The organism is Bogoriella caseilytica (genome assembly GCF_003752405.1).
GTDB classification, from domain to species: domain Bacteria; phylum Actinomycetota; class Actinomycetes; order Actinomycetales; family Actinomycetaceae; genus Allobogoriella; species Allobogoriella caseilytica.
On the sequence record NZ_RKHK01000001.1, the window covers coordinates 2,154,222 to 2,175,593 of the forward strand.

Annotated in this window: 19 protein-coding genes; 16 read left to right on the plus strand and 3 right to left on the minus strand. The window is 68.9% G+C overall.

The window, feature by feature from the left end; translation table 11 throughout:
* Position 1 precedes the first annotated feature (1 nt).
* Positions 2-571 carry a hypothetical protein gene (locus EDD31_RS09690; RefSeq protein ID WP_123303969.1) on the plus strand — a complete coding sequence of 190 codons (570 nt, stop codon included), beginning with the start codon at positions 2-4 and terminating at the stop codon, positions 569-571.
* Complete coding sequence (locus tag EDD31_RS09695; protein WP_123303970.1) at positions 568-2,196, plus strand: RCC1 domain-containing protein; 1,629 nt, start codon at positions 568-570, stop codon at positions 2,194-2,196. Before EDD31_RS09690 ends, EDD31_RS09695 begins: the two co-directional genes overlap by 4 nt.
* A 503-nt stretch (positions 2,197-2,699) precedes the next feature.
* Here the strand turns inward: EDD31_RS09695 and EDD31_RS09705 are convergent.
* The gene (locus EDD31_RS09705) at positions 2,700-3,461 is read right to left on the minus strand and encodes an ROK family protein (protein WP_123303971.1); all 762 of its coding nucleotides are present in this window, start codon (positions 3,459-3,461) and stop codon (positions 2,700-2,702) included.
* 103 nt (positions 3,462-3,564) lie between these two features.
* On the opposite strand from EDD31_RS09705, the gene EDD31_RS09710 reads away from it, so the two are divergent.
* Complete coding sequence (locus EDD31_RS09710; RefSeq protein ID WP_245991105.1) at positions 3,565-4,536, plus strand: tRNA pseudouridine synthase A; 972 nt, start codon at positions 3,565-3,567, stop codon at positions 4,534-4,536.
* A 53-nt stretch (positions 4,537-4,589) separates the two neighbouring features.
* Here EDD31_RS09710 and EDD31_RS09715 read toward each other — a convergent pair whose 3' ends face one another.
* Positions 4,590-5,009 carry a hypothetical protein gene (locus EDD31_RS09715; RefSeq protein WP_123303972.1) on the minus strand — a complete coding sequence of 140 codons (420 nt, stop codon included), beginning with the start codon at positions 5,007-5,009 and terminating at the stop codon, positions 4,590-4,592.
* A 121-nt stretch (positions 5,010-5,130) separates the two neighbouring features.
* On the opposite strand from EDD31_RS09715, the gene EDD31_RS09720 reads away from it, so the two are divergent.
* From EDD31_RS09720 to EDD31_RS09775, 12 genes are all read left to right on the plus strand, one after another.
* Positions 5,131-6,810, plus strand: coding sequence for an ABC-F family ATP-binding cassette domain-containing protein (locus EDD31_RS09720; protein ID WP_123303973.1), 1,680 nt, complete (start codon positions 5,131-5,133; stop codon positions 6,808-6,810).
* 240 nt (positions 6,811-7,050) lie between these two features.
* Positions 7,051-7,494 carry a 50S ribosomal protein L13 gene (rplM, locus tag EDD31_RS09725; RefSeq protein WP_123303974.1) on the plus strand — a complete coding sequence of 148 codons (444 nt, stop codon included), beginning with the start codon at positions 7,051-7,053 and terminating at the stop codon, positions 7,492-7,494.
* 41 nt (positions 7,495-7,535) lie between these two features.
* The gene (gene rpsI, locus EDD31_RS09730; protein ID WP_123303975.1) at positions 7,536-8,036 is read left to right on the plus strand and encodes a 30S ribosomal protein S9; all 501 of its coding nucleotides are present in this window, start codon (positions 7,536-7,538) and stop codon (positions 8,034-8,036) included.
* Positions 8,037-8,218: 182 nt separating this feature from the next.
* Positions 8,219-9,217 (plus strand): IS481 family transposase, encoded by a 999-nt coding sequence (locus EDD31_RS09735; protein ID WP_123302418.1) that lies wholly within the window; start codon positions 8,219-8,221, stop codon positions 9,215-9,217.
* Between the two features lie 208 nt (positions 9,218-9,425).
* Positions 9,426-11,153, plus strand: a complete 1,728-nt coding sequence (locus EDD31_RS09740; RefSeq protein WP_148058920.1) for a hypothetical protein — start codon at positions 9,426-9,428, stop codon at positions 11,151-11,153.
* Between the two features lie 114 nt (positions 11,154-11,267).
* Positions 11,268-12,623 carry a phosphoglucosamine mutase gene (gene glmM / locus EDD31_RS09745; protein WP_123303977.1) on the plus strand — a complete coding sequence of 452 codons (1,356 nt, stop codon included), beginning with the start codon at positions 11,268-11,270 and terminating at the stop codon, positions 12,621-12,623.
* A 128-nt stretch (positions 12,624-12,751) separates the two neighbouring features.
* Positions 12,752-13,474 (plus strand): DedA family protein, encoded by a 723-nt coding sequence (locus EDD31_RS09750; protein WP_123303978.1) that lies wholly within the window; start codon positions 12,752-12,754, stop codon positions 13,472-13,474.
* 225 nt (positions 13,475-13,699) lie between these two features.
* Positions 13,700-14,314 (plus strand): cupin domain-containing protein, encoded by a 615-nt coding sequence (locus tag EDD31_RS09755; RefSeq protein ID WP_123303979.1) that lies wholly within the window; start codon positions 13,700-13,702, stop codon positions 14,312-14,314.
* 113 nt (positions 14,315-14,427) lie between these two features.
* Positions 14,428-15,525, plus strand: coding sequence for an ABC transporter substrate-binding protein (locus EDD31_RS09760; RefSeq protein WP_123303980.1), 1,098 nt, complete (start codon positions 14,428-14,430; stop codon positions 15,523-15,525).
* Positions 15,522-16,853 (plus strand): amidohydrolase family protein, encoded by a 1,332-nt coding sequence (locus tag EDD31_RS09765; protein WP_123303981.1) that lies wholly within the window; start codon positions 15,522-15,524, stop codon positions 16,851-16,853. Before EDD31_RS09760 ends, EDD31_RS09765 begins: the two co-directional genes overlap by 4 nt.
* Positions 16,850-17,614: an ABC transporter ATP-binding protein gene (locus EDD31_RS09770; protein ID WP_123303982.1), complete on the plus strand. Its 765-nt coding sequence runs from the start codon at positions 16,850-16,852 to the stop codon at positions 17,612-17,614. Before EDD31_RS09765 ends, EDD31_RS09770 begins: the two co-directional genes overlap by 4 nt.
* The gene (locus EDD31_RS09775) at positions 17,611-18,477 is read left to right on the plus strand and encodes an ABC transporter permease (protein WP_123303983.1); all 867 of its coding nucleotides are present in this window, start codon (positions 17,611-17,613) and stop codon (positions 18,475-18,477) included. Before EDD31_RS09770 ends, EDD31_RS09775 begins: the two co-directional genes overlap by 4 nt.
* A 15-nt stretch (positions 18,478-18,492) precedes the next feature.
* Here the strand turns inward: EDD31_RS09775 and coaA are convergent, their stop codons facing one another.
* On the minus strand, positions 18,493-19,497 hold the full coding sequence (gene coaA / locus EDD31_RS09780; RefSeq protein ID WP_123303984.1) for a type I pantothenate kinase: 1,005 nt from the start codon (positions 19,495-19,497) through the stop codon (positions 18,493-18,495).
* On the opposite strand from coaA, the gene glmS reads away from it, so the two are divergent.
* Positions 19,496-21,352, plus strand: coding sequence for a glutamine--fructose-6-phosphate transaminase (isomerizing) (glmS, locus tag EDD31_RS09785; protein ID WP_123305387.1), 1,857 nt, complete (start codon positions 19,496-19,498; stop codon positions 21,350-21,352). The two genes, coaA and glmS, sit on opposite strands and share 2 nt — an antisense overlap.
* Positions 21,353-21,372: the final 20 nt, after the last annotated feature.

Genomic DNA, 21,372 nt, shown 5'->3' on the forward strand with positions numbered 1-21,372 from the left:
GGTGACGGGTGCGTCAGTGCCAGGGGGACTGCTGGCAGCCGCCGTGGTGCTGATCGCTGGCGGTGTGCTCTTCCTGCTCGCCGTCCGGCGTGCCCGGCAACGCGGCAGCGCCGAAGCGACGGGGGACGTGCCGCGGGCGCTCACAGTCCTGGTCCTCGTGGTCGGTCTCGGGCTCGGGATGCAGGCTATGGTCGCACCGTCCGCCACCGCTGCGGCACCGGTTTTGGACTACGACGAAGGCTGCACTCTGATCACGGTCGATGGCATCGACATGCCCCCGGCGACCGACCTGCTCCCCGGGGACACCACCACCGTCTTGACCGCAGAGGTCACCAACCTATTCGAGGAGACAATCGAAGTCTCCGCCGTGGCGATTCTCCCGGAGAGCGCTGACGAGACCGCGCCGTTCGCTCTCAGCACTCTCGTCGGGCACCACGCTCAGCCCCTGCTTCTGGCTCCCGGTCAGGTAACCACCGTTTCGGTGGCACTCACCTTCCCCACCGGTGCGGGCAATGAAGTCCAAGAGGCAGGCGCCCCCCTGGTACTGACGATCACAGGAGCCCAAGTATGAGCCGAATCCCCCGGACCGCTCTCGCCGGAATCGCCGCAGCCACGCTCCTCTTCTTGCCCACCGAGACGACATCCGCCGGAGCCTCCTTCACCGGCGCCAGCGCCGTACCTGACTTCGCTTCGGCCACCGCCGCGCAGCTACCATCCCTCGATGGAGGGACCGGGCAGCGAGACGCCGACGGCGGCGCCGAGGTCAGCTGGCCCACCCCGGCCCTGCCCCAGGACGTCCCACCCGCCTACCGGGTCGAACGCAGCGTTGGCGGGACGACGACGACCCTCACCGTCGAACCCAGCGCGCATGATGACATCACCGGCTTCGCCGACGACCTCACCCTGCCCACCTTCTTCCTCGGCAAGACCGTGACCGCGATCAGTACCGGTACCAGCCATTCGTGTGCGGTCGCCGACGGTGAGGCCTACTGCTGGGGGCTCGGGGCAGAGGGGCAACTGGGTGATGGTCAGAACACCGGCAGCGCTGTTCCGGTGGCGGTCGATACCTCCGGGGTGCTGGCGGGGAAGACCATCACGGCGATCAGCACCGGGAGCTTCCTTTCGTGTGCGGTCGCAGACGGTGGTGCGTACTGCTGGGGGCTCGGGGAGCTTGGTGACGGCCAGACCACCACCAGCGCTGTTCCGGTGGCGGTCGATACCTCCGGGGTGCTGGCGGGGAAGACCGTCACGGCGATCACGGTTGGCTTTGTGCGCCAGTGTCTCATTGCCGACGGTGGTGCGTACTGCTGGGGAATGAACGCCGATGGCCGTCTGGGCACCGGCGACACGGTGTACAGCGCCGTCCCGGTCGCCGTTGACACGTCCGGGGTGCTGGCGGGCAAGACTGTCACCGCGATCAGCGCCGCGCCCAACCATGCCTGTGTGATTGCCGATGGCGGCGCCTATTGCTGGGGTAGCAGCCTTCACGGGATGTTGGGCACCGGTCAGACGGGTGTCAGCTACGTCCCGGTGGCGGTCGACACGTCCGGGGTGCTGGCGGGCAAGACTGTCACCGCGATCACCACCGCGTCCCACCATACCTGTGCGGTCGCCGACGGTGGCGCCTACTGCTGGGGCTCTGGAGGCTTCGGCCGGCTCGGAAACGGCGATACGGCCACGAGCGCGGTTCCGGTGGCGGTCGATACGTCTGGGGCGCTGGGCGGAAAGGCCGTGACCGCGATCGGCGCCTCGGAAACCACTTCGTGTGCGGTCGCCGACGGTGGCGCCTACTGCTGGGGCAACGGAGGCTCCGGCCGCCTCGGAAACGGCGATACGGCCACGAGCGCGGTTCCGGTGGCGGTCGATACGTCTGGGGCGCTGGGCGGAAAGGCCGTGACCGCGATCGCTTCCTTGGACGCCCACGTCTGTGCGATCGCCGACGGTGGCGCCTACTGCTGGGGCAACGGAGGCTCCGGCCGCCTCGGGAACAACGAGACCACCCCCAGTCCGGTCCCGGTCGCTGTTGACACCAGCGGAGCCCTGAGCCCGGATGCGTGCCCGGGTGACTGGACGCTGATCGCCGACGAGCGCTGCGCACCGGGACCGTCCGTCCCTGTGACCTACGAGGTCGACTACATCCTGCGCGGCTGGCAGCCGGAGCAATCCCTGATCATCCCGGCACCGCTTTCGCCGTGACCGCACCTCCGCGGTGGCTCAGTGCCCTCGTGGCCGCGATTGCCGTCCTCTTGCTAACGGGTCCTCTCCTGCTCGGACTCGCCGGCGTCCGTCTGGTCACCGTGGCCGGAGGCTCCATGGCACCCGCCTATCAGCCGGGCGACATCGTCCTCGTCACGCCGCCCTCCGGTCACGACCTCCGCCTCGGCGAGGTCGTGCTCATCGGCGAACCCCCTACCGCCTACCTCCACCGCGTGACCGAGGCCGACGGCCACCGCGCGCGGCTCCGAGGTGATGCAAACACTGTCGCCGACCCCGCATGGGTCACCCAGGCTGATGTCACCGGAGTCAGCACGGGACACCTCACCGCACCACTTGCGACTGCCGTGCACGCAGCGACCGCGCTTCCTGGCCGGGTCATCCTGGCCATCATGTTCGTGGCTGCGCTCAGTCTTGTGGCCCAAGCGAGACGATGTGAGCAGTCAAGAGGGCACTCCCGCCGCGTGGTCCACGAGTGGAGACGACTACTCCCGCAGATCCCAGGCGCGGACGCCGCCGGTGATACCGGCCGAGTTGGGCACCACGACGACGTCGTCTCCGAGGCGCTGGAGCACCTGCGGGGTGATGCGGCGGGAGTTGCCACCACCGAGGTAGAGCCGGTCCCACCAGTACATGGGCCGGAGGGCCTCCACCACGGACCGCACGCGCCGTGACCACATCGCATCTCCGAGGCGCAGGCGCTCGTGTTCGCCGATGTAGTCGTCGTAGGTCAGGCCCCACTTCACCGGGCCGGCACTGATCTCCACGTGGGGGGCGAGGCGCCCACCGTCGAAGACCGCGTTGCCCAGGCCTGTCCCCAGCGTCACGATCATCTCCAGGCCCGCTCCGGTCACGGCCCCTGCCCCGTGGACCTCGGCGTCATTGAGCACCATGGCCGGCATGTCGAGCGCCTCGGCTACCGCGCCTACCATGTCGAAGCCGGACCATTGCTTGCGCAGCTCCGGCAGGGGCCGGGTACGCGGGCCGGCTTTGGTGATGTAGTGCGGGGTGTGCACCACGACGCCGTGACGCAGCATCCCGGGCATCCCGACCGTCACGCGATCGGCCACCGGCAGCTGGCTCGCCAGGGATCTCATGGTGTTCACGAGCTTCTGCGGGGGGAGCGGATAGCTGGTCGGAGTGCGCACGGGCTGGGCGTGCATGGTGCCGGAGGCATCGAGCACGGAGGCCTTGATCCCGCCACCGCCGCAGTCGACGGCGAGGGTCAGCGGGCCCGAAGAGGTCATGAACCGAGCGTAGTCGCCCGGTCACGTGGGGTCCGCCGCTATCGGCGTTCGCGGCGTCGGCGGGCAGGACGGCTCAGGAGGCGCGCTGGCCTACGCTCGTGTTGTGAACGGAGTCGACGACGCTGCGGCCGACCTGGTCCGCATCCGCCTGGATCTCGCCTACGACGGCACTGGTTTCTCCGGCTGGGCCACACAGCCCGGCCGGCGCACGGTCCAGGCGGTCCTGGAGCAGTCCTTGAGTACGGTCCTGCGCCTGCCTGAGAGTGCCCGGCTCACCGTTGCCGGGCGGACCGACGCCGGTGTCCACGCCCGCAGTCAGGTCACCCACCTCGACATCCCGCGCGCCGCGTGGCAGAGCGTCCCCGGCCGGTCAGCGCTCACCCCGGGTGATTCTCTTGTCGCGCGACTGAGCGGCGTCTTGGCCCAGGAGTACTCCGCGATGGTGGGGGGCGTCGCGCCGGGGGCGACCGCCGCGGCCCCGGGACTGACACAGGTGCCTCGTGGGGCGAGCGACGTCGTGGTGTACCAGGCCACCGAGGCGCCGGCCGGTTTCGACGCGCGTTTCTCCGCCCTCTGGCGGCGCTACCGCTACCGCATCGCCGACACGCCCCAGGCCCTCGACCCCGTGCGCCGGTGTGCGGTGTTGACCCACCGGCAGCCCCTGGACGTGGCCGCGATGAACGCCGCTGCGGTCGGCCTCCTCGGCGAACACGACTTCGCCGCGTACTGCAAGCCGCGCGAAGGGGCCACCACCGTGCGGGAACTGCTCGACCTGCGCTGGCGTCGTGTGCCTGCGGGTGAACCCGACGCCGGGCTGGTGGTGGCTGAGGTGCGCGCGGACGCCTTCTGCCATTCCATGGTGCGCGGACTGGTCGGCGCAAGCCTGGCGGTGGGCGCGGGCCGCCGGGACGTCGCCTGGCCATCACAGGTGCTCCAGGGCGGCAAGCGCCACCACGCGGTGACGGTCGCTCCCGCCCACGGCCTCACTCTGGAGGAGGTCCGCTACCCACCCGATGCCGAAGTCGCTGCTCGAGCCGCCGCGGCCAGAACGCTGCGCGAGCTCCCCCCGCGCTGAACGGCTCGGTGCGCACCGCGCCCTGCCGGAGAGGCCGCAGCACCGGTGCCGTCTCAGTCCGGGTCGACCGAGCTGCCGTCGTCGATCGCGATCTCGGCGTCGGGGTCGGCATCGACGCGCAGCGCCGCCTCCTCTGGTGCTTGCCCGCCACTGGGCGCCGGCTCGCCGGCGAGGCCGCGTGCGGCCTGGGGTGAAGCCTCGGGGTCATCGTCCATGGCGGGCTCGTCCTCCCAGACCTCGGGCTCTTCCCGGGCGAGCCGGTCGTCCAGTTCCTCGCCCTCGCGCTCGCCGGCCGGGGTGAGGTCCAGGCCAGCCAGGGGGTCCTCGTCGGGAGCGGTCAGGCCCTCATCGAGTGGATCACCACTGCCGAGCAGCATGTCGTCCTCGCCGGGCTGACGCGACTCATCGGGCACGTACTGGTCCCCAGCGGGTACGGAAGGGTTCGGGTTCGGGTCAGCGTTGTCCGTCGACATGGAAGCCTCCTCGGGTGCGTGGTGCAGACCGTGTCACGCTGCCATTGCGGCGGCGAGCTCGCATCCGGTGGGTGCGCTAAAGATCTGGACTCGGGGGCGCCCGTCGGGTGAGGCTGGCTTCGTGGCGCACCTCGAACTGGCCGGAGTCGGCTATGACCTCCCTGACGGACGGGGTCTCCTGGCCGATGTCGGCTTCCGGGTTGGCGCGGGGCAGCGAGTGGCGCTCGTGGGCCCCAACGGAGCGGGGAAGACCACCTTGCTGCGGATCATCACCGGAGAACTCGGCGCCCACCGGGGTGTGGTGACCCGCCAGGGCACCCTCGCGGTGCTCGATCAGATGGTCGGCCGGGTGGCCGATGAGCGCAGCGTGGGTGATCTCCTGGTCGAGCACGCCCCCACGCGCCTGCGCGAGGTGGCTCAGCGCCTCGAGGTGGCGGAGATCGCCATGATGACCCAGGACGATGAGCCCGCCCAGCTCGCCTACGCCCAGGCGCTCGCCGACTGGGCCGAGGTCGGTGGATACGCCGCCGAGGCCGAGTGGGACGAGATCACCGCCGAGGTGCTCGCCCAGCCCTACGATCGCGCCCAACATCGACGTGTCACCACGCTCTCCGGCGGGGAGGCCAAGCGGATCGTGCTCTCCGCGCTGTTGCGCTCCTCGGCCGAGATCCTGATCCTCGATGAGCCGGACAACTCCCTGGACGTGCCCACCAAGCGGTGGCTCGAGGATCAGTTGCGCTCAAGTGCCAAGGGCGTGCTCTACGTCAGCCACGACCGCGAACTACTCGCGCGCACGGCCACCCACATCGTCTCCCTGGAACCGGGTGCTGCCGGCTCGGTGAGCTGGGTGCACACCGGCTCCTTCGCCACCTTCCACGCCGCGCGGGCGGAACGAATGAGCAAGCTCGCCGAGCAACTGCGCCGCTGGGAGGAGGAGCACGCCAAGCTCCGCCGGCTGGTGATCATGTACCGGGAGAAGGCGGCCTACAACTCCGATATGGCCCCGAAGCTGCAGGCTGCTCGTAGCCGCCTGGCCCGATTCGAGGACGCCGGGCCGCCCCAGGCGGTCACCGCCGAGCAGCACGTGGACATGCGCCTGCGCGGCGGCCGCACCGGGAAGCGCGCCGTCATCTGCGAGCGACTCGCCCTCGACGGGCTCACCCGGCCCTTCGACGCCGAGATCTGGTTCGGCGAGCGCGTGGCGGTCCTGGGCGCCAACGGCACCGGCAAGTCCCATCTCCTGAGGCTCTTGGCCGGCGGGGGCACTGACCCGGAGCCGGAGCACGCCCCGGCCGACGGGCGGCCGGTCGAACGCGTTCCGCACTCGGGCGTCGTGCGGCTCGGGGCACGGGTGCGCCCCGGCTGGTTCTCGCAGTCGCACCTCCGCAGCGACCTCAGTGGCCGGACGCTGCTGGAGATCCTGCATCGCGGCGAAGGCTCGCGTCCCGGGATGGGCCGCGAGGCAGCCGGCCGGGCCCTGGACCGCTACGAGCTGGCCTATGCGGCCGAACAGCGGGTCGAGGACCTCTCCGGCGGGCAGGCCGCGCGGTTCCAGATCCTGCTGCTCGAGCTCTCCGGCGCCACGCTCCTGCTACTTGACGAGCCCACGGACAACCTGGACCTGCACTCTGCCGAGGCCCTGGAGAGCGCCCTGGGTGCCTTCGAGGGCACTGTGATCGCTGTGACACACGACCGCTGGTTCACGCGCTCCTTCGACCGCTTCCTCCAGGTGCGCGCCGACGGGGCCGTTCTCGAGACCGAGGAGCCCGTGTGGGAGGACGGCACGGCCCGGCGCCGCTGACGAGGCACCACCGGGTGACCGTTCTCACCTCGTGGGCTCATCCGGGCGCCTTTGCCGCGGGGCCATCTGGCCGGTAGTCTGGAAATCCGTAGCGCGTCTGCGCGCGCTTGCCGGTGCCCCCCACTCGCCGGTTCGAGCGCCTGCCACCGCGGAGGCTACGAGAAGCACCATTGCCCATGGGTGCGGAGCCGGATTCCGGTCACCCGCATCGCGAACGCTGAAGAAACGAAGGCTACGCCAGTGCGCACGTATACACCGAAGGCCGGCGACGTCACGAAGAATTGGTACGTCATCGACGCTACCGACGTCGTGCTCGGCCGGCTCGCGACCCAGGTCGCAGCCCTGCTCCGTGGGAAGCACAAGCCGACCTTCGCCCCGCACGTGGACTCCGGAGACTTCGTCATCGTCGTCAACGCCGACAAGGTCGCTCTGACCGGATCCAAGCGCGAGAAGAAGATCGCTTACCGCCACTCCGGTTACCCCGGGGGCCTGAAGGCCACCAACTACGCCGAGCTCCTGGAGAAGTTCCCGGAGCGGGCCGTGGAGAAGGCTATTCGCGGCATGCTGCCCAAGAACTCTCTGGGTCGCGACCAGATCAAGAAGTTGAAGGTCTACACCGGGTCCGAGCACCCGCACCGCGCGCAGAAGCCGCAGACCTTTGAGATCACCCAGGTGGCCCAGTAAGCGCCTCTGGCGCCTGAGGCCCTCACGAACTGAGGAGAACTGTGGCTGAGACCACGACCGAGATCGACGACGTCGTCACCGACGACGAAAACGTCCCCAGCAGTTACACCAGCGAGTCCGAAGGGCCGGCTGCCGGTCAGGGCACCTCGCTGACGGCCCCCGGGCAGGCCCTCGGCCGCCGCAAGGAGGCGGTGGCTCGCGTGCGCCTCGTTCCTGGCTCCGGCCAGTGGACGATCAACGGCCGCACCCTGGAGGACTACTTCCCCAACAAGCTCCACCAGCAGATCGCTCGGTCGCCCTTCGACCTGCTCGACATCGACGGCCGCTTCGACGTCATTGCGCGGATCGACGGAGGCGGCATCGCCGGGCAGGCCGGCGCGCTGCGCCTGGGCATCTCCCGCGCGCTGAACGGTATCGACGAGGAGTCGAACCGCGCGGCGCTGAAGAAGGCCGGCTTCCTCACCCGTGACGCCCGTGCGGTGGAGCGCAAGAAGGCTGGTCTGAAGAAGGCTCGCAAGGCCCCGCAGTACTCCAAGCGGTAATTCCCTCGCTTGCTCGAAATGGCCCCGCATCTTCGGATGCGGGGCCGTTTTGCGTGCGTGGGATCTAGTTGTGATGTTCAGGGAGGTTGTTCGGGCTGGGGCGGCGTGGCCTGCTGAGAGGTGAAGGCCTCCGGTTGTGAAGTGGAGATGTCGAGTAACCGCTTCACAACCAGGAGGCCTTCGTGTCCCACGCTAACGCTGCTCTGACCCCTCGTGCCCGGGCGCGCCTGGCGCGTCTGATCGTTGACGATGGCTGGAGCCCCACGACGGCAGCGCGGATGTTCATGGTCTCGCCCAACACTGCGAGGAAGTGGGCTGAGCGCTACCGCGCCGAAGGGGTGGCCGGGATGGCTGACCGGTCCTCGCGCCCGCGTCAGTGCCCTTCAAAGACCCCGCAGAAGGTGGTGCGCCGGATCGTCTCGCTGCGGCTGCGTCACCGCCTGGGACCGGTCCAGATCGCTGGGCGTCTGGGCGTGCCGGCCAGCACCGTTCACGCTGTGCTGGTGCGCTGCCGGCTGAACCGGCTCTCCCGAATCGACCGGGTCACCGGGGAAGCGATCCGCCGCTACGAACACGACCACCCCGGCTCGTTGATCCACGTCGATGTCACCAAGTTCGGCAACATCCCCGACGGCGGCGGACACCGCTACCTCGGGCGTGAACAGGGAGGGAAGAACCGCCGATCCACCGCTCAGCGCACCGGGCAGCGAACCCTCCACCGCTCACCACGCCTGGGCCGGGGCTACGTGCACACGGTCATCGATGACCACTCCCGGATCGCCTACGCCGAGATCCACGCCGATGAGAAGGCCACCACCGCCACAGCCGTGCTGCGCCGGGCAGTGGCCTGGTTCGCCGAGCGCGGGATCGCCGTCGAGCGGGTCCTTTCCGACAACGGCTCTGCCTACCGCTCGCGGCTGTGGGCTCACGCCTGCGCCGAGCTTGGCATCAAGGCCAAGAGAATCCGGCCATATCGGCCCCAGACCAACGGAAAAATCGAACGCTTCCACCGCACTCTGGCCGAGGAATGGGCCTACGCCCGCTTCTACACCTCAGAGACCCAGCGCCGCGACGCCCTGCCGCAGTGGTTGCACTTCTACAATCACCACCGTCCCCACTCCTCAACCGGAGGACGACCACCAGTCACCCGACTGACCAACCTCCCTGAACATCACATCTAGTACGCCGGGGGTCCTTCCGCTACTGTGCTCGATGGGTGGCGAGAACTCCCTCCCGGTCCTATTCACTGCGAACCTCAAAGGGCGTACCACGATGACAGCTCGGACCTCTCGGGCATGGGGATTGACCGCGGCTCTGGGAATGGCGGGAGCGCTTCTCGCGGCCCCCGCTCTCGGGGTGCCTGCACCACAGGAGCCGCAGGCTCTCACTTTGAACGAGTTCGGCACTGCCACGTTCACCACGAGCGCCGTCTCAGAGTTCTCCGGAACCGGCGAGCCCGGTGCCGAGATCGCTGGCGAGTTGCGCTACGTGGACCTCGAACTGGCCGAGGGTGGCGCGGATCCGGAGGAGGTCGAGCCCCTGGTGCTCGATCCGGTCACGGTGTCCGAGGCCGGCACCTGGCAGCTGGAGCTCGAGGCGCAGATCGACCGTGGCGCCATGCTCGTGGTCCTCGAGCAATCCCTCGAGGGTGAGGTCGTCGACGGACTTCTCGCGCAGATCGTTGTCTTCACTCCCACCTCCATCACCTCAGTGGCCGAGGGTGAGACCTTTGATGTTGATGAGGCTCCAGCTGAGGCCTCCGGAGGCATCGACCCGGTCCTCGGGCGCCTGACCCTCGCTCCCGAGGCGCCGTTCACGGTCGAGGCCAGCCTTTCCGGGGACGCTGAGGGACTCCTCGACGTCGTGATCGACGACGGTTCCTGGTCCGTCGACTTCGACGGCCAGCTCGAGGTAGGCGACTACACGCTCACCATCGACCACGAGTTCGATCTGGGGGCGATCTTTGACGACGAACTGCCTCCGGTGCCCCCGTCCGACGTCGCCGTGCTGCAACAGCAGGACCCCGCCGAGGTCGAGTTCGTGAATGCCATCGCCCCGGTCTCGGTGAGCTTCTCCGTCGTGGAGCCCGAAGAGCCCGTGGAGCCCGCCGACGTCACGCTCGACCACTTCACCGACTACACCCTCTACACCGGGCCAATCACCACCCTCAGCGGCACCGGCGAGCCCGGGGCAGAGGTGACAGTCGAGGCGAACGTCTACGAGCTCATCATGGGCGATGACTTGGGGGCCTTCGAGTACGGCCCCACCGAGGTGGCCGCGGACGGCACGTGGATCCTGGAACTCGACCCGGTGATCGCGCGCGGCAGCGTGGACCTCTTCGTTGAGCAAATCGCCGGCGACGACGTCCGGTCGGAGGCGAGCGTCGGTTTCGTCGAGGTCTTCGAGGCAACGACGATCACGTCGATCACCATGGGTGAGGAGTTCGAGCTCGACGCCGCGCCCACCGGAGCCGCAGGCACAGTAGACCCCGAGCTTGACGGTTACGGCACGTTCTTCGGGGAGGTCGAGAGCATCAACATCACCACCGGCGCGGTCCTCTCCGACGGCACCACGGAGACCGCCACGGAGGTGGCCATCGTCGACGGCGAGTGGACGACCGACTTCGGGGATGCCCTCGAGGTGGGCGACTACACCCTCACCATCGAGCACGAACTTGAGCCGCGAAACGAACAGCCCGGCCCCACGCCGGGTCCGACTCCCCTGTCGGGTGCAGCCAGCACCTCGCCGGCCACGGACCGGGGGCAGGACGAGTTCGCTGCTGCGGCCCAGCCGCTCGCAGCCCAGCCGCTCGCCGAGGTCCAGCCCTTGGCCGTCGAGCAGCCGCCGGCGAACGAGCTCGCCTCTGCGGTCGTGACCTTCTCCGTGGTGGCGGCCGAGGAGGAGCCCCCGCCGCCCGCAGAGGAGCCGTCGCCGACTGACGAACCCACGCCGACGCCCACTGAGGACGACGTGGACGCCGGAGGCCCTCCGGGCACCGGCGCCCTGCCCGAGACAGGCCTGGACTCCAGCCTTCTGCTCTATGTCCTGGGCGGGATCCTGCTCATCGGCACGGGCACTGGCGCGCTGCTCTCCGTACGCAGCACCGCTACCCAGTAGGCGCGCCTGAGTAGCGCGTCACACGAACGGCCCCGCATCCTCGATGCGGGGCCGTTCCGCGTGGTGTCGCGAGCTTCCATGGCACGATGGCCTGCGGATCACCCTGGAGGAGACATGGCACGGTTGTTCGGCACCGACGGAGTGCGCGGGCTTGCGAATCGCGACATCACCGCGGAGCTCGCACTGGACCTGGGCGCGTCGGCGGCGCACACCCTGACTGCCCGGCAGCACGGCGGCGTCGCCGAGCGCCGGCCTCGTGCGGTGGTCGGCCGCGACACCCGGATCTCCGGGGAGTTCCTCTCGGCGGCCGTGTGTGCCGGCCTGGCCAGCGCCGGGGTGGATGTCACCGATGTGGGCGTGCTGCCCACCCCGGGTGTGGCGCACCTGACGGCAAGCACCGACGTCGACCTCGGCGTCGTGGTCTCCGCCTCGCACAACGCCATGCCGGACAACGGCATCAAGTTCTTCGCACGCGGGGGCTTCAAGCTTGCCGACGCCATCGAGGACGAGATCGCTGCCGGCATGGGTGCGCCCTGGGAGCGGCCCACCGGCGCGGCGGTGGGCAGTATCGCCACCGATGCTGCGATTGCCGACCGCAGCTACATCGACCACCTGGTCTCCGCCACCGACCAGCCTCTGGCCGGGCTCCGGATCGCGCTGGACTGCGCCAACGGCGCCGCCTCGGAGGTTGCGCCGCTGGCTCTGCGGGAGGCCGGGGCGGATGTGGTGGTCATCAACGCCTCGCCTGATGGCCGCAACATCAACGAGAAGTGCGGATCCACCCACCCGGAGCAGCTACAAGCCGTCACGGTTGCCTCCGAGGCCGCTCTGGGAGTGGCCTATGACGGCGACGCCGATCGCTGTGTGGCCGTGGATCACACCGGTGCCCTGGTCGACGGCGACCAGATCATGGGCTTGCTCGCCACCGCCATGAAAGAGGCGGGGGAGCTCCCGCAGGACACCCTGGTCGTGACCACCATGTCGAACCTCGGCCTGCTGATCGCCATGCGTGAGGCCGGAATCGCCACCGTGCAGACCGGCGTGGGTGACCGCTACGTCCTCGAGGCGATGCGGGAGGGCGGTTTCGGCCTGGGCGGTGAGCAGTCGGGCCACATCATCAACGCCAGCTACGCCACCACCGGCGACGGTGTGCTGACCTCGCTGCTGCTCGCCGCGCGGGTGGTCGCCACCGGTTCCTCCCTGGCCGAGCTCGCCTCCGTGGTCACCCGGCTGCCGCAGGTGCTGGTCAATGTGCCCGGCGTGGACAAGACCCGCTCCAGTACCGACGGGGGAGTGGCCGAGGCCGTGCGCGAGGCCGAAGCGCGACTGGGGGATCATGGTCGGGTGCTCTTGCGGCCCTCGGGCACCGAGCCGCTGGTGCGGGTCATGGTCGAGGCCGCCACGCAGGACGAAGCCGCAGCTGTGGCTCACGCACTGGCCGAGACGGTCAAGGATCGCCTCTCCCTCTAGCCCGGTCTGTGTCCGACTTTCGGGGTCGCCCGATCATCCTCAGGTGGGATACCACGGCCGGGAACGATCGCTTATCGTGATGGCGAGAGGGTGCCGCAGAGGGCGCCAGATCGCACGGAGAGGGACCTATGGAGCTGCTGTCGACCGTCAGCCAGGCTCTCAGCAGCATCGAGTCGGCAGTGCTCGATCTCGGGGCCTCACCCTGGCTGGTCGTGGCCGTCTTCGCGCTCTGTCTCCTCGATGGCGTCTTCCCTCCCTTTCCGGCGGAATCCATCGTCATCTCGGTGACCGTGGTGGCGGTCGCCGGCGATCTGCCGATGATCTACCTGGTGCTCCTGCTGGTGGCCTCCACGATGGGGGCGATCTGCGGCGACAACATCTCCTATGGCATCGGCACCAAGATTCCCATCGAGAGGCTCCGGATCTTCCGGGCCGGGCGCGGGGAGCGCGCACTGAAGAAGATCCGCCGGCAGATGGCCCGGCGCGGCACGCTGCTGATCATGACCGGCCGCTTCATCCCCGGGGGCCGCGTGGCGGTGAACATGACCTCCGGTGCCGTGGCCTATCCCTGGCGCCGCTTCCTCATCGTCGACGCGATCGCGGCTTTCGTCTGGGCCGCCTACCTCGTGGGGATGGGGATCGCCGCGGCGAACATCATCGCCGACTACCCGCTGCTCGCGGTGACCATCGGGGTCGCCGGCGGCGTCGTGGTGGGCTTCGCCGTGGACAAGCTGCTGCACCGCGTCTTCGACCGTTTCTTCCCGCAGCTGCCCGACCCGGAGGAGGAGATGGAGATCGACGAGGACGGTGCCAGCACAGCGCGCCAACACGCCGGCGCCAGCGCCGAATAGCCTGCGCGGTACGAGCGCCGGGGCCACCCCGGCGAATCGCGTTCGCGTGATACGAGGCCCCACCCCGCGGGCTGCTTCCAGCGGACGGCAGGTCGGCGTGCGTCAATGATGACGCCGAGGTCTCGCTGACTCCGAGGCTCGTCCTCGCCCGGAGCGAGGACTTTACGCAATGGTTACAGCACCGACACCCACCGGGAACGCCGGGAAGAATACGGTGTGTTCACTATGAGTAAGCAAAGTGATCACTCGGCGGGCCAGGCTCCCGATCTCGTCGCTCTTGGAGCCCGCGTGTGCGAGCTCCGACGTCAGGCCGGACTCTCCACGCGGAAGCTGGCGGCGCGCGCGGGAGTCAGCGCGGGCTACATCAGTCAGATCGAGAACGGTCACGCCGCTGCCAGCATCACCGTGCTGCGTTCCCTTGCCGATGCCTTCGGCATCACCTGGTTGGAGCTCTTCGAACCCGCGCCGGCCCACGGCAGGGTGCTCCGCAAGGGGGAGCGGCCTCGGATCTTCTCCGATGGGGACGTCATCCACCATGGGATCACTCAGCCGCCGATCGGCCACGTGGAGGTCCTCGTCAGCGAATACGCGCCGGGCCGGGGGGTCGGCGACGAGACCTACACACACGGGGACTCCCAGGAGATCTGCCTCGTGCTTCGTGGCCGGCTCCAGTTCACGATCGGGGACGAAACCTATCTCCTGGAAGCCGGCGACAGCATCGAGTACCGCACCTCGATCCCGCACTCGCTCATGAATACCGGCGATGACGTGGCAGAAGCCGTCTGGGTCGTCAGCCCGCCGGCCGTCGCGCGCCATCCCAAGATCGACCGCCCGTCTTAGGGCACCTCCGCCCTACGGACGTCCCCCTGCCTGGGCGATAACCGGGCAGGCACCACGGCAGCGGCCACGCTGCCGCACTCCGCTCACCCTCCGGAACCTCATGGGAGTTCACCATGTCCAGAAAGCTTGCTGTCTCCACCCTCGTCACGGCCACCACTGTCAGCCTCCTGGCCGCCTGCGCCAGCGATCCTGGCGCCGGGGAGGCCAGCGCCGAGGAGCCCACGCTCGTGCGCTTCGGCCTGCCGACCCAGATGGGCGCGAACAACTCTCCCATGGCCGTCGCCGAGCACCTCGGGTATTTCGACGAGGAGGGCGTCGACCTCCAGATCGTCTACACCGATGAGTCCGTGGCCGCCGTCCAAGGCGTCAACTCCGGGAACCTCGAGATCGGCTCCACCCCTCCCGAGCCTCTCTGGCAGTCCATCGAACAGGGCAACGACATCCAGTTGGTCTACAACTACATCCGGGAACAGACCGGCTCCATCGTCTCCCTGGCCGACGGCCCCATCCAGGACCTCGAGGACTTCGAAGGCGCGTTGATCGGCCAGCAATCGCTCGGCTCGAGCAACCTGCTGCTGTCCAACGGCATCCTCGCCTCCGTGGGCCTGGAGGAGGACCGCGACTTCCAGAACATCGCCGTCGGAGTCGGCGCGGCCGCGCTACAAGCCCTGGACAGCGGCCAGGTGCAAGGCCTGTCGCTGTGGGACACCGAGTATGCCGCCTTCGAGGCGGCCGGCACCGAGCTCAACTACTTCACCACCCCCGAGGTCGAATCGCTGTTCTCCACCACGTACTTCGTCACCCCCGACTACCTGGAGGAGTCTCCTGAGGCGATCGCGGGCTTCGGCCGCGCCATGGCGAAGGCCACGCTCTTCACCGCCACCAACCCCGAAGCGGCCCTGCAGATCATGTACGAGGAGTACCCGGACACCCGCCTGGCCGGGATGAGCGAGGACGAGCAGCTCGAGATCGACCTCATCGCACTCGAACGCCGCCTGGCGCTCCTGGTGGCGGGCGACCCGCAGGGCCAGGGCACGTGGGGCGAGTACGCGCCCGCGGCGATCGAATCCTGGGCCGACTTCGCCCTCGAGGCCGGGATCATCGGATCCGACATCGACGCCGCCGCCTACGCGCAGAACACGCTGGTCGAGGCCTACAACGACTTCGACGGCGAGGCCGTCATCGCCGAGGCCGAAGGGTGGGGCGAATGACCTCCCTGACCTACACCGACGGTGTGCCCGCCGTCGATCACCACTCCCACGCCGGATATGTCCGCCCGGGCCAGCGCATCGCCGGCCTGGACGCCTACGAGCGGGAGAACGCCCTGGGCCATGTCGAGGGCAACGTGCACCACGACGACTATCAGCGGTACATGGCTCTGGAGGAATCCGGCAAGGATGAGGAGGCGCAGGCCCTCGCCGAGTCGATCGGAGTACCTGCCCTGGTGGCTGCGAGCCTGCGGTTCCAGTCCACCACGGTGCATGCGCGTGCCCTCCGCGATGGTGCGCGAGCGCTCTACGGGGACCACCCCGAGGCGGAGCTGGTGGAGATGAGCCGTCAGGCCCGCGCCGACGACTTCCCCGGCCTGTACGACCGGGCGCTGCACCTCTCCGGCACCGCGGGCGTGCTGACCGACATCCCCGAGATCGACTCCGAGGCCTGGCCGCACCGGCGATACAAGCCGATCGCCCGGATCGACCCGTACCTCTACCCCTTCGGGCATCCGAGGTGGCAGGGCCGTGGCAGCGATACCCCGCGGTTCCGCCGCATCTTCTCGCACGTGCTGGACCGTCAGCTCGAGCGAGCGGGCATCGCGCTCCCCGGCACCCTGGGGGAGTACGAGGACTTCGTGCTCAGCTCTTTGCGGCGGCGGCGGTCGGAGGGGTTCGTCGGGCTCAAGATTGCCTCCGCCTATGTGCGCCCGCTGTCCTTCCAGCGAGTTGGCCGTGCCGAGGCCGAAGCGGCCTGGGCTGCTCTGGCCGGAGGTCCGCGCGAGGTCCCCGAAGCGGCGCATCGTGTGCTCTCGGACCACCTCGTCTTCGCGATCCTGGAGTGGGCCACGGCAGAAGGCATGCCGGTGCAGATCCACACCGGTTTCGGTCACGCCGAGCCTGGCCTGCGCGTGGCCACGGCCGACCCGCTGCTGCTGGAGCCGCTGCTCGCTGACCCGGCCCTGAACCGGCTCAAGGTCATCCTCATTCATGGCGGTTTCCCCTACAGCTCGCACCTGACGGCACTTGCCCACGCGTACGGCAACGTCCATCTCGATTTCTCCTGGATGCCCTATCTCCATCACCACGTGGTGGGCCGAGTGCTCGAGGAATGGTTGGAGTTCCTCCCGGCGGACCGGGTGATGTACGGAACCGACACCGGCTCGCCCGAGCTGCACGTCTCAGCGACAGAACGAGCGCGCGCAGCACTCGATGGCGTCCTGGCCGAGGGGGTGGGCTCCCGGCTCTGGTCGACGTCCCAGGCCTGCTGGCTGGCCGAACGTGTGCTGCACCGGAACCTCTGCGACGTCTACGAGGTCGGACTATGACCGCGCTGGTCGAGCTCGACGGGCTGAGCAAGTCCTATCGCACCCGTACCGGGGACGTCCTCGCGCTCAGCGGTGTCGACTTGCAGGTCGAGGAAGGAGAGTTCCTCGCCATCGTCGGGCCGTCGGGCTGCGGGAAGACCACGCTACTGAAGATCCTGGCCGGGCTCGAGACCCACAGTGAGGGTGGCGCCTCCATGCATGGCGCCCCGCTCGGTGATCAATCCAGCGATGTTGGCATGGTCTTTCAGAAGGCCACCCTGCTGCCCTGGATGGACATTCTCGCCAATGTCATGCTGCCGATCACTCTTCGGCGCCGGGCGAGCAAGGCCGACCGGCAGACGGCGCTCAGTCTGCTGGAGATGGCCGGCATCGAGGAGTTCGCGGGCAAACGCCCCGGCGAGCTCTCCGGTGGCATGCAGCAGCGTGCCGCGATCTGCCGTGCCCTTGTGCACGAGCCGTCCCTGCTGCTGCTGGACGAGCCCTTCGGCGCTTTGGACGCGATGACCCGCGACACGCTGAACGTCGAGGTCAACAGGATCTGGCGGGAAACCCACAAGACGGCGGTGCTGATCACCCACTCCATCCCCGAGGCGGTCTTCCTCGCCGAGCGGGTGATCGTGATGAGCCCGAGACCGGGAAGGATCATCGACGAGGTCCGCATCCCCTTTGGCCCGGTGCGCACTCCTGACTTGCTGGGCGAACCGGAGTTCGGCGCCCTGTGCGGCCACATCCGCGAGCACTTCGAGGTGAGAGGCTCATGACCAAGGACTCCCAGCACGACCTCGCCCAGCCGGGCCTGCGCGAGACCGCCCGCCCCACACAGAAGCCGGGCCGCTCCGGCTCGCGCCGCTCCGGCCGCCTGCTCGGCGGCCGTGGTGGCCAGTACCTCGCCACCTCGGCGGTCCTGCTGGTGGTGCTCCTGGCGTGGCAGTTCCTGCCGGCATGGCTGAACACCCCGTCCTATGTGATGCCGGTGTTCAGCGATGTGCTCCGGGCGCTCACCGACCCGGCGGCCTTCCCGAGGTACGTGTCGAACGCGGCCGTGACGATGACGGAGGTGATGCTCGGTCTCGCCATCGGCGTCTCACTCGGCCTCCTCCTGGCCATCGTGCTCTCGGAAATGCCCCGCGTCTACGCCGTGGTCTTCCCCTACGTGGTTGCCATCGAGTCGATCCCGAAAGTGGCCGTGGCTCCGCTCTTCGTGATCTGGTTCGGCTTTGGCTTGACCTCGAAGGTGATCGTGGTGGTCATGCTCGCCTTCTTCCCGGTGTTGGTGAACACGATTCACGGGCTACGGGCAGTCGAGCGGGACCATATCGACCTGTTCCGGGTCAATGGCTCCGGTCCGGTGCAGATGCGGCTGCGACTGATGATCCCCTCGGCGCTGCCCCAGATCTTCAGCGGCCTGGAACTCGCGGTCGCCAACGCGATGGTGGGGGCGATCGTCGCGGAGTTCGTCGGCGCTCAACAGGGCCTGGGAATGCTGATCCTCCAAGCTCAAGGGCGGATGGAGACGGCTGCGGTGTTCGCGCTCCTGATCATCCTGTCGGCCCTGGGCATCCTGTTGAACGTCAGCGTCCGGGCGCTGCGCCGGGTGGTGGTCAGCTGGGAGATCACCCGCTGAGCGGCAGCGCAGCGCTCACAGTTTGCGCAGACGCATGCGGTGCACGCGGTGCTCGGCGTCCTTGGTCACCACCAGGGTGGCCCGGCCACGGGTGGGTTCGATGTTCTCCCGCAGGTTCCTCTCGTTGATCGAGGTCCAAATCTGCTCGGCCCGGGTCACCGCCGCGGCATCGTCCAGTTCGGCGAAGTGACGGAAGTACGAGCCCGGCTCGGAGAAGGCCGTGGATCGCAGCTTCAGGAATCGATCCACGTACCAGCGCTTGATGTCCCGGCGGCGTGCGTCCACATAGATCGAGAAGTCGAAGAAGTCGCTCACCGCGATCGACGTCGTGCCGTCAGCGGTGATCCGGGCGGGCTGGAGCACGTTCAGGCCCTCGACGATGAGCACATCGGGCCGGCGCACCACCTGGCGACGCTCCGGAACGATGTCGTAGGTGACATGGTCGTACAGCGGTGCGGAGACCTCGGCGGCCCCGCCCTTGACCTCGGCCACGAAGCGCAGCAGTGCCCGACGGTCGTAAGACTCCGGGAAGCCCTTGCGCTGCAACAGCCCTCGCCGTTCCAACTCGGCATTGGGGTACAGGAAGCCATCGGTGGTCACCAGATCCACCCGCGGGGTCTGCGGCCAGCGGCGCATGAGTTCGCGCATCAGCCGCGCCGTGGAGGATTTGCCCACCGCGACTGAGCCCGCAATGCCAATCACGTAGGGGGTGCGTCGCGGGCGCTCGCCGAGGAAGGAGGAGGTCGCCTCGTGCAGGGCGCCGGTGGCTCCGGCATAGAGCTGCAACAGCGCGGACAGCGGCCGGTAGACGTCGTCGACCTCGGTGAGGTCGGTGGGGTCGCCGAGCCCGCGCAGCAGCGCGACGTCATCCGAGGTCAGGGGGAGCGGAGTGGTCGCCGCCAGACGCGACCAGGCCTCGCGGCCGAACTCGACGAAGGGCGTAGGTGGGCTCTGCGGGCTGACCGTCACCCCACCATTGTCCCATCGCGCCGGTGGCCGTCTGCCTATGCTGGCGCGCATGTGCGGCATCGTGGGCTACGTCGGCCCCTCTTCCCCCAGCTCTCGCCCCCTCGACCTCACTCTGGAGGGCCTGGCTCGCCTCGAGTACCGCGGCTATGACTCCGCCGGCGTGGCTGTGGCCGGCGCCGGCGCCCTGGCAGCGGCCAAGAAGGCCGGAAAACTCGCGAACTTGCGCGGTGTGCTCGAGGAGAGCCCGTTGCCCGAGGGCACTGCTGCGATCGGCCACACCCGGTGGGCCACGCACGGTGGGCCGACCGACATCAATGCCCACCCCCACCTTTCCGAGGATGGCCGGCTGGCGGTCATCCACAACGGCATCATCGAGAACTTCGCCGCACTCAAGGCGGAGCTGGAGGCCGAGGGAGTCTCGTTCTCCTCCGAGACCGACACCGAGGCCGTAGCGCATCTGCTCTCCCGCGCCTACACCGCCTCCGGCGACCTGAGCGCCGCCATGCTGGCCGTCACCGCCCGGCTGGAGGGCGCCTTCACCCTCCTGGCCCTGCACGCCGAGCAGCCGGGAACAGTCGTCGCCGCACGCCGCAACTCCCCGCTCGTGGTGGGGCTGGGGGAGGGCGAGAACTTCCTCGGCTCCGACGTCGCCGCCTTCATCTCGGCGACCAAAGAGGCCATGGAAATCGGCCAGGACCAGGTCGTCACCCTCACCGCCGATGCGGTCACCGTGGTCGACGCCGCCGGGCAGCCGGCCGAGGGCAAGCGATTCACCGTGGACTGGGATGCCGCAGCGGCCGTCAAGGGCGGTTTCGAGACCTTCATGGAGAAGGAGATCCACGATCAGCCCAAGGCCGTGGCCGACACGCTTCTGGGCCGGCACGACGAAGCCGGGAACCTGGTGCTCGACGAGCTGCGCGTGGACGAGTCCGTGCTCCGCGGGGTGGACAAGATCGTGGTGGTGGCCTGCGGCACCGCGGCCTACGCCGGCCACGTGGCCAAATACGCCGTCGAGCACTGGTGCCGCATCCCGGTCGAGGTCGAGCTCGCGCACGAGTTCCGCTACCGCGATCCCGTGGTGAACGTCCGCACCCTGGTGGTGGCGATCTCCCAGTCCGGGGAGACCATGGACACCCTGATGGCGGTGCGCCACGCCAGCGAGCAGGGAGCGAAGGTCCTCGCCATCGTGAATACCCATGGCTCGACCATCGCCCGCGAAGCCGACGCCGTGCTCTACACCCATGCCGGCCCTGAGGTGGCGGTGGCCTCCACCAAGGCCTTCCTGGCGCAGATCACCGCCTGCTACCTGCTCGGGCTCTACCTATCGCAGGTGCGTGGCTACAAGTACCCCGACGAGGTGGCCGGCTATCTCGAGGAACTCGGCAAGCTGCCGGGCAAGATCGAACAGGTCCTGGAGCAGGAGGAGGACATCAAGGCGGTGGCCCGGGCCATGCAGAGCAACACCTCGGTGCTGTTCCTGGGCCGCCACGTGGGCTTCCCTGTGGCCATGGAGGGCGCCCTGAAGCTCAAGGAGCTGGCCTACATCCACGCCGAGGGATTCGCGGCCGGCGAGCTCAAGCACGGCCCGATCGCGCTGATCGAGCCCGGTCAGCCGGTCTTCGTCATCGTCCCCACCCCGCGCCGGCCGCTGCTGCACCAGAAGGTGGTCTCCAACATCCAGGAAGTGCGCGCCCGCGGCGCCCGCACCCTGGTCATCGCCGAGGAGGGCGATGAGTCGGTGGAGGAGTTCGCCGAGGTGATCTTCCGCGTGCCCCGCACGCCCACGCTGATGATGCCGCTGGTCACGGTGGTGCCGCTGCAGATCTTCGCCGCGGAACTCGCCGCAGCCAAGGGCCTGGACGTGGACCAGCCCCGCAACCTCGCCAAGTCCGTGACGGTGGAGTAGTGGCCACGAGGAGGCTGGAA

Bases quoted from the DNA above. Each gene is read 5' to 3' on its own strand.
- glmM (WP_123303977.1), top strand. From the start codon at position 11,268: ATGGCACGGTTGTTCGGCACCGACGGAGTGCGCGGGCTTGCGAATCGC.
- glmS (WP_123305387.1), top strand. From the start codon at position 19,496: ATGTGCGGCATCGTGGGCTACGTCGGCCCCTCTTCCCCCAGCTCTCGC.
- EDD31_RS09705 (WP_123303971.1), bottom strand. From the start codon at position 3,461: ATGACCTCTTCGGGCCCGCTGACCCTCGCCGTCGACTGCGGCGGTGGC.
- EDD31_RS09765 (WP_123303981.1), top strand. From the start codon at position 15,522: ATGACCTCCCTGACCTACACCGACGGTGTGCCCGCCGTCGATCACCAC.
- EDD31_RS09715 (WP_123303972.1), bottom strand. From the start codon at position 5,009: ATGTCGACGGACAACGCTGACCCGAACCCGAACCCTTCCGTACCCGCT.
- EDD31_RS09770 (WP_123303982.1), top strand. From the start codon at position 16,850: ATGACCGCGCTGGTCGAGCTCGACGGGCTGAGCAAGTCCTATCGCACC.
- EDD31_RS09750 (WP_123303978.1), top strand. From the start codon at position 12,752: ATGGAGCTGCTGTCGACCGTCAGCCAGGCTCTCAGCAGCATCGAGTCG.
- EDD31_RS09695 (WP_123303970.1), top strand. From the start codon at position 568: ATGAGCCGAATCCCCCGGACCGCTCTCGCCGGAATCGCCGCAGCCACG.
- EDD31_RS09755 (WP_123303979.1), top strand. From the start codon at position 13,700: ATGAGTAAGCAAAGTGATCACTCGGCGGGCCAGGCTCCCGATCTCGTC.
- EDD31_RS09775 (WP_123303983.1), top strand. From the start codon at position 17,611: ATGACCAAGGACTCCCAGCACGACCTCGCCCAGCCGGGCCTGCGCGAG.
- EDD31_RS09760 (WP_123303980.1), top strand. From the start codon at position 14,428: ATGTCCAGAAAGCTTGCTGTCTCCACCCTCGTCACGGCCACCACTGTC.
- coaA (WP_123303984.1), bottom strand. From the start codon at position 19,497: ATGCGCGCCAGCATAGGCAGACGGCCACCGGCGCGATGGGACAATGGT.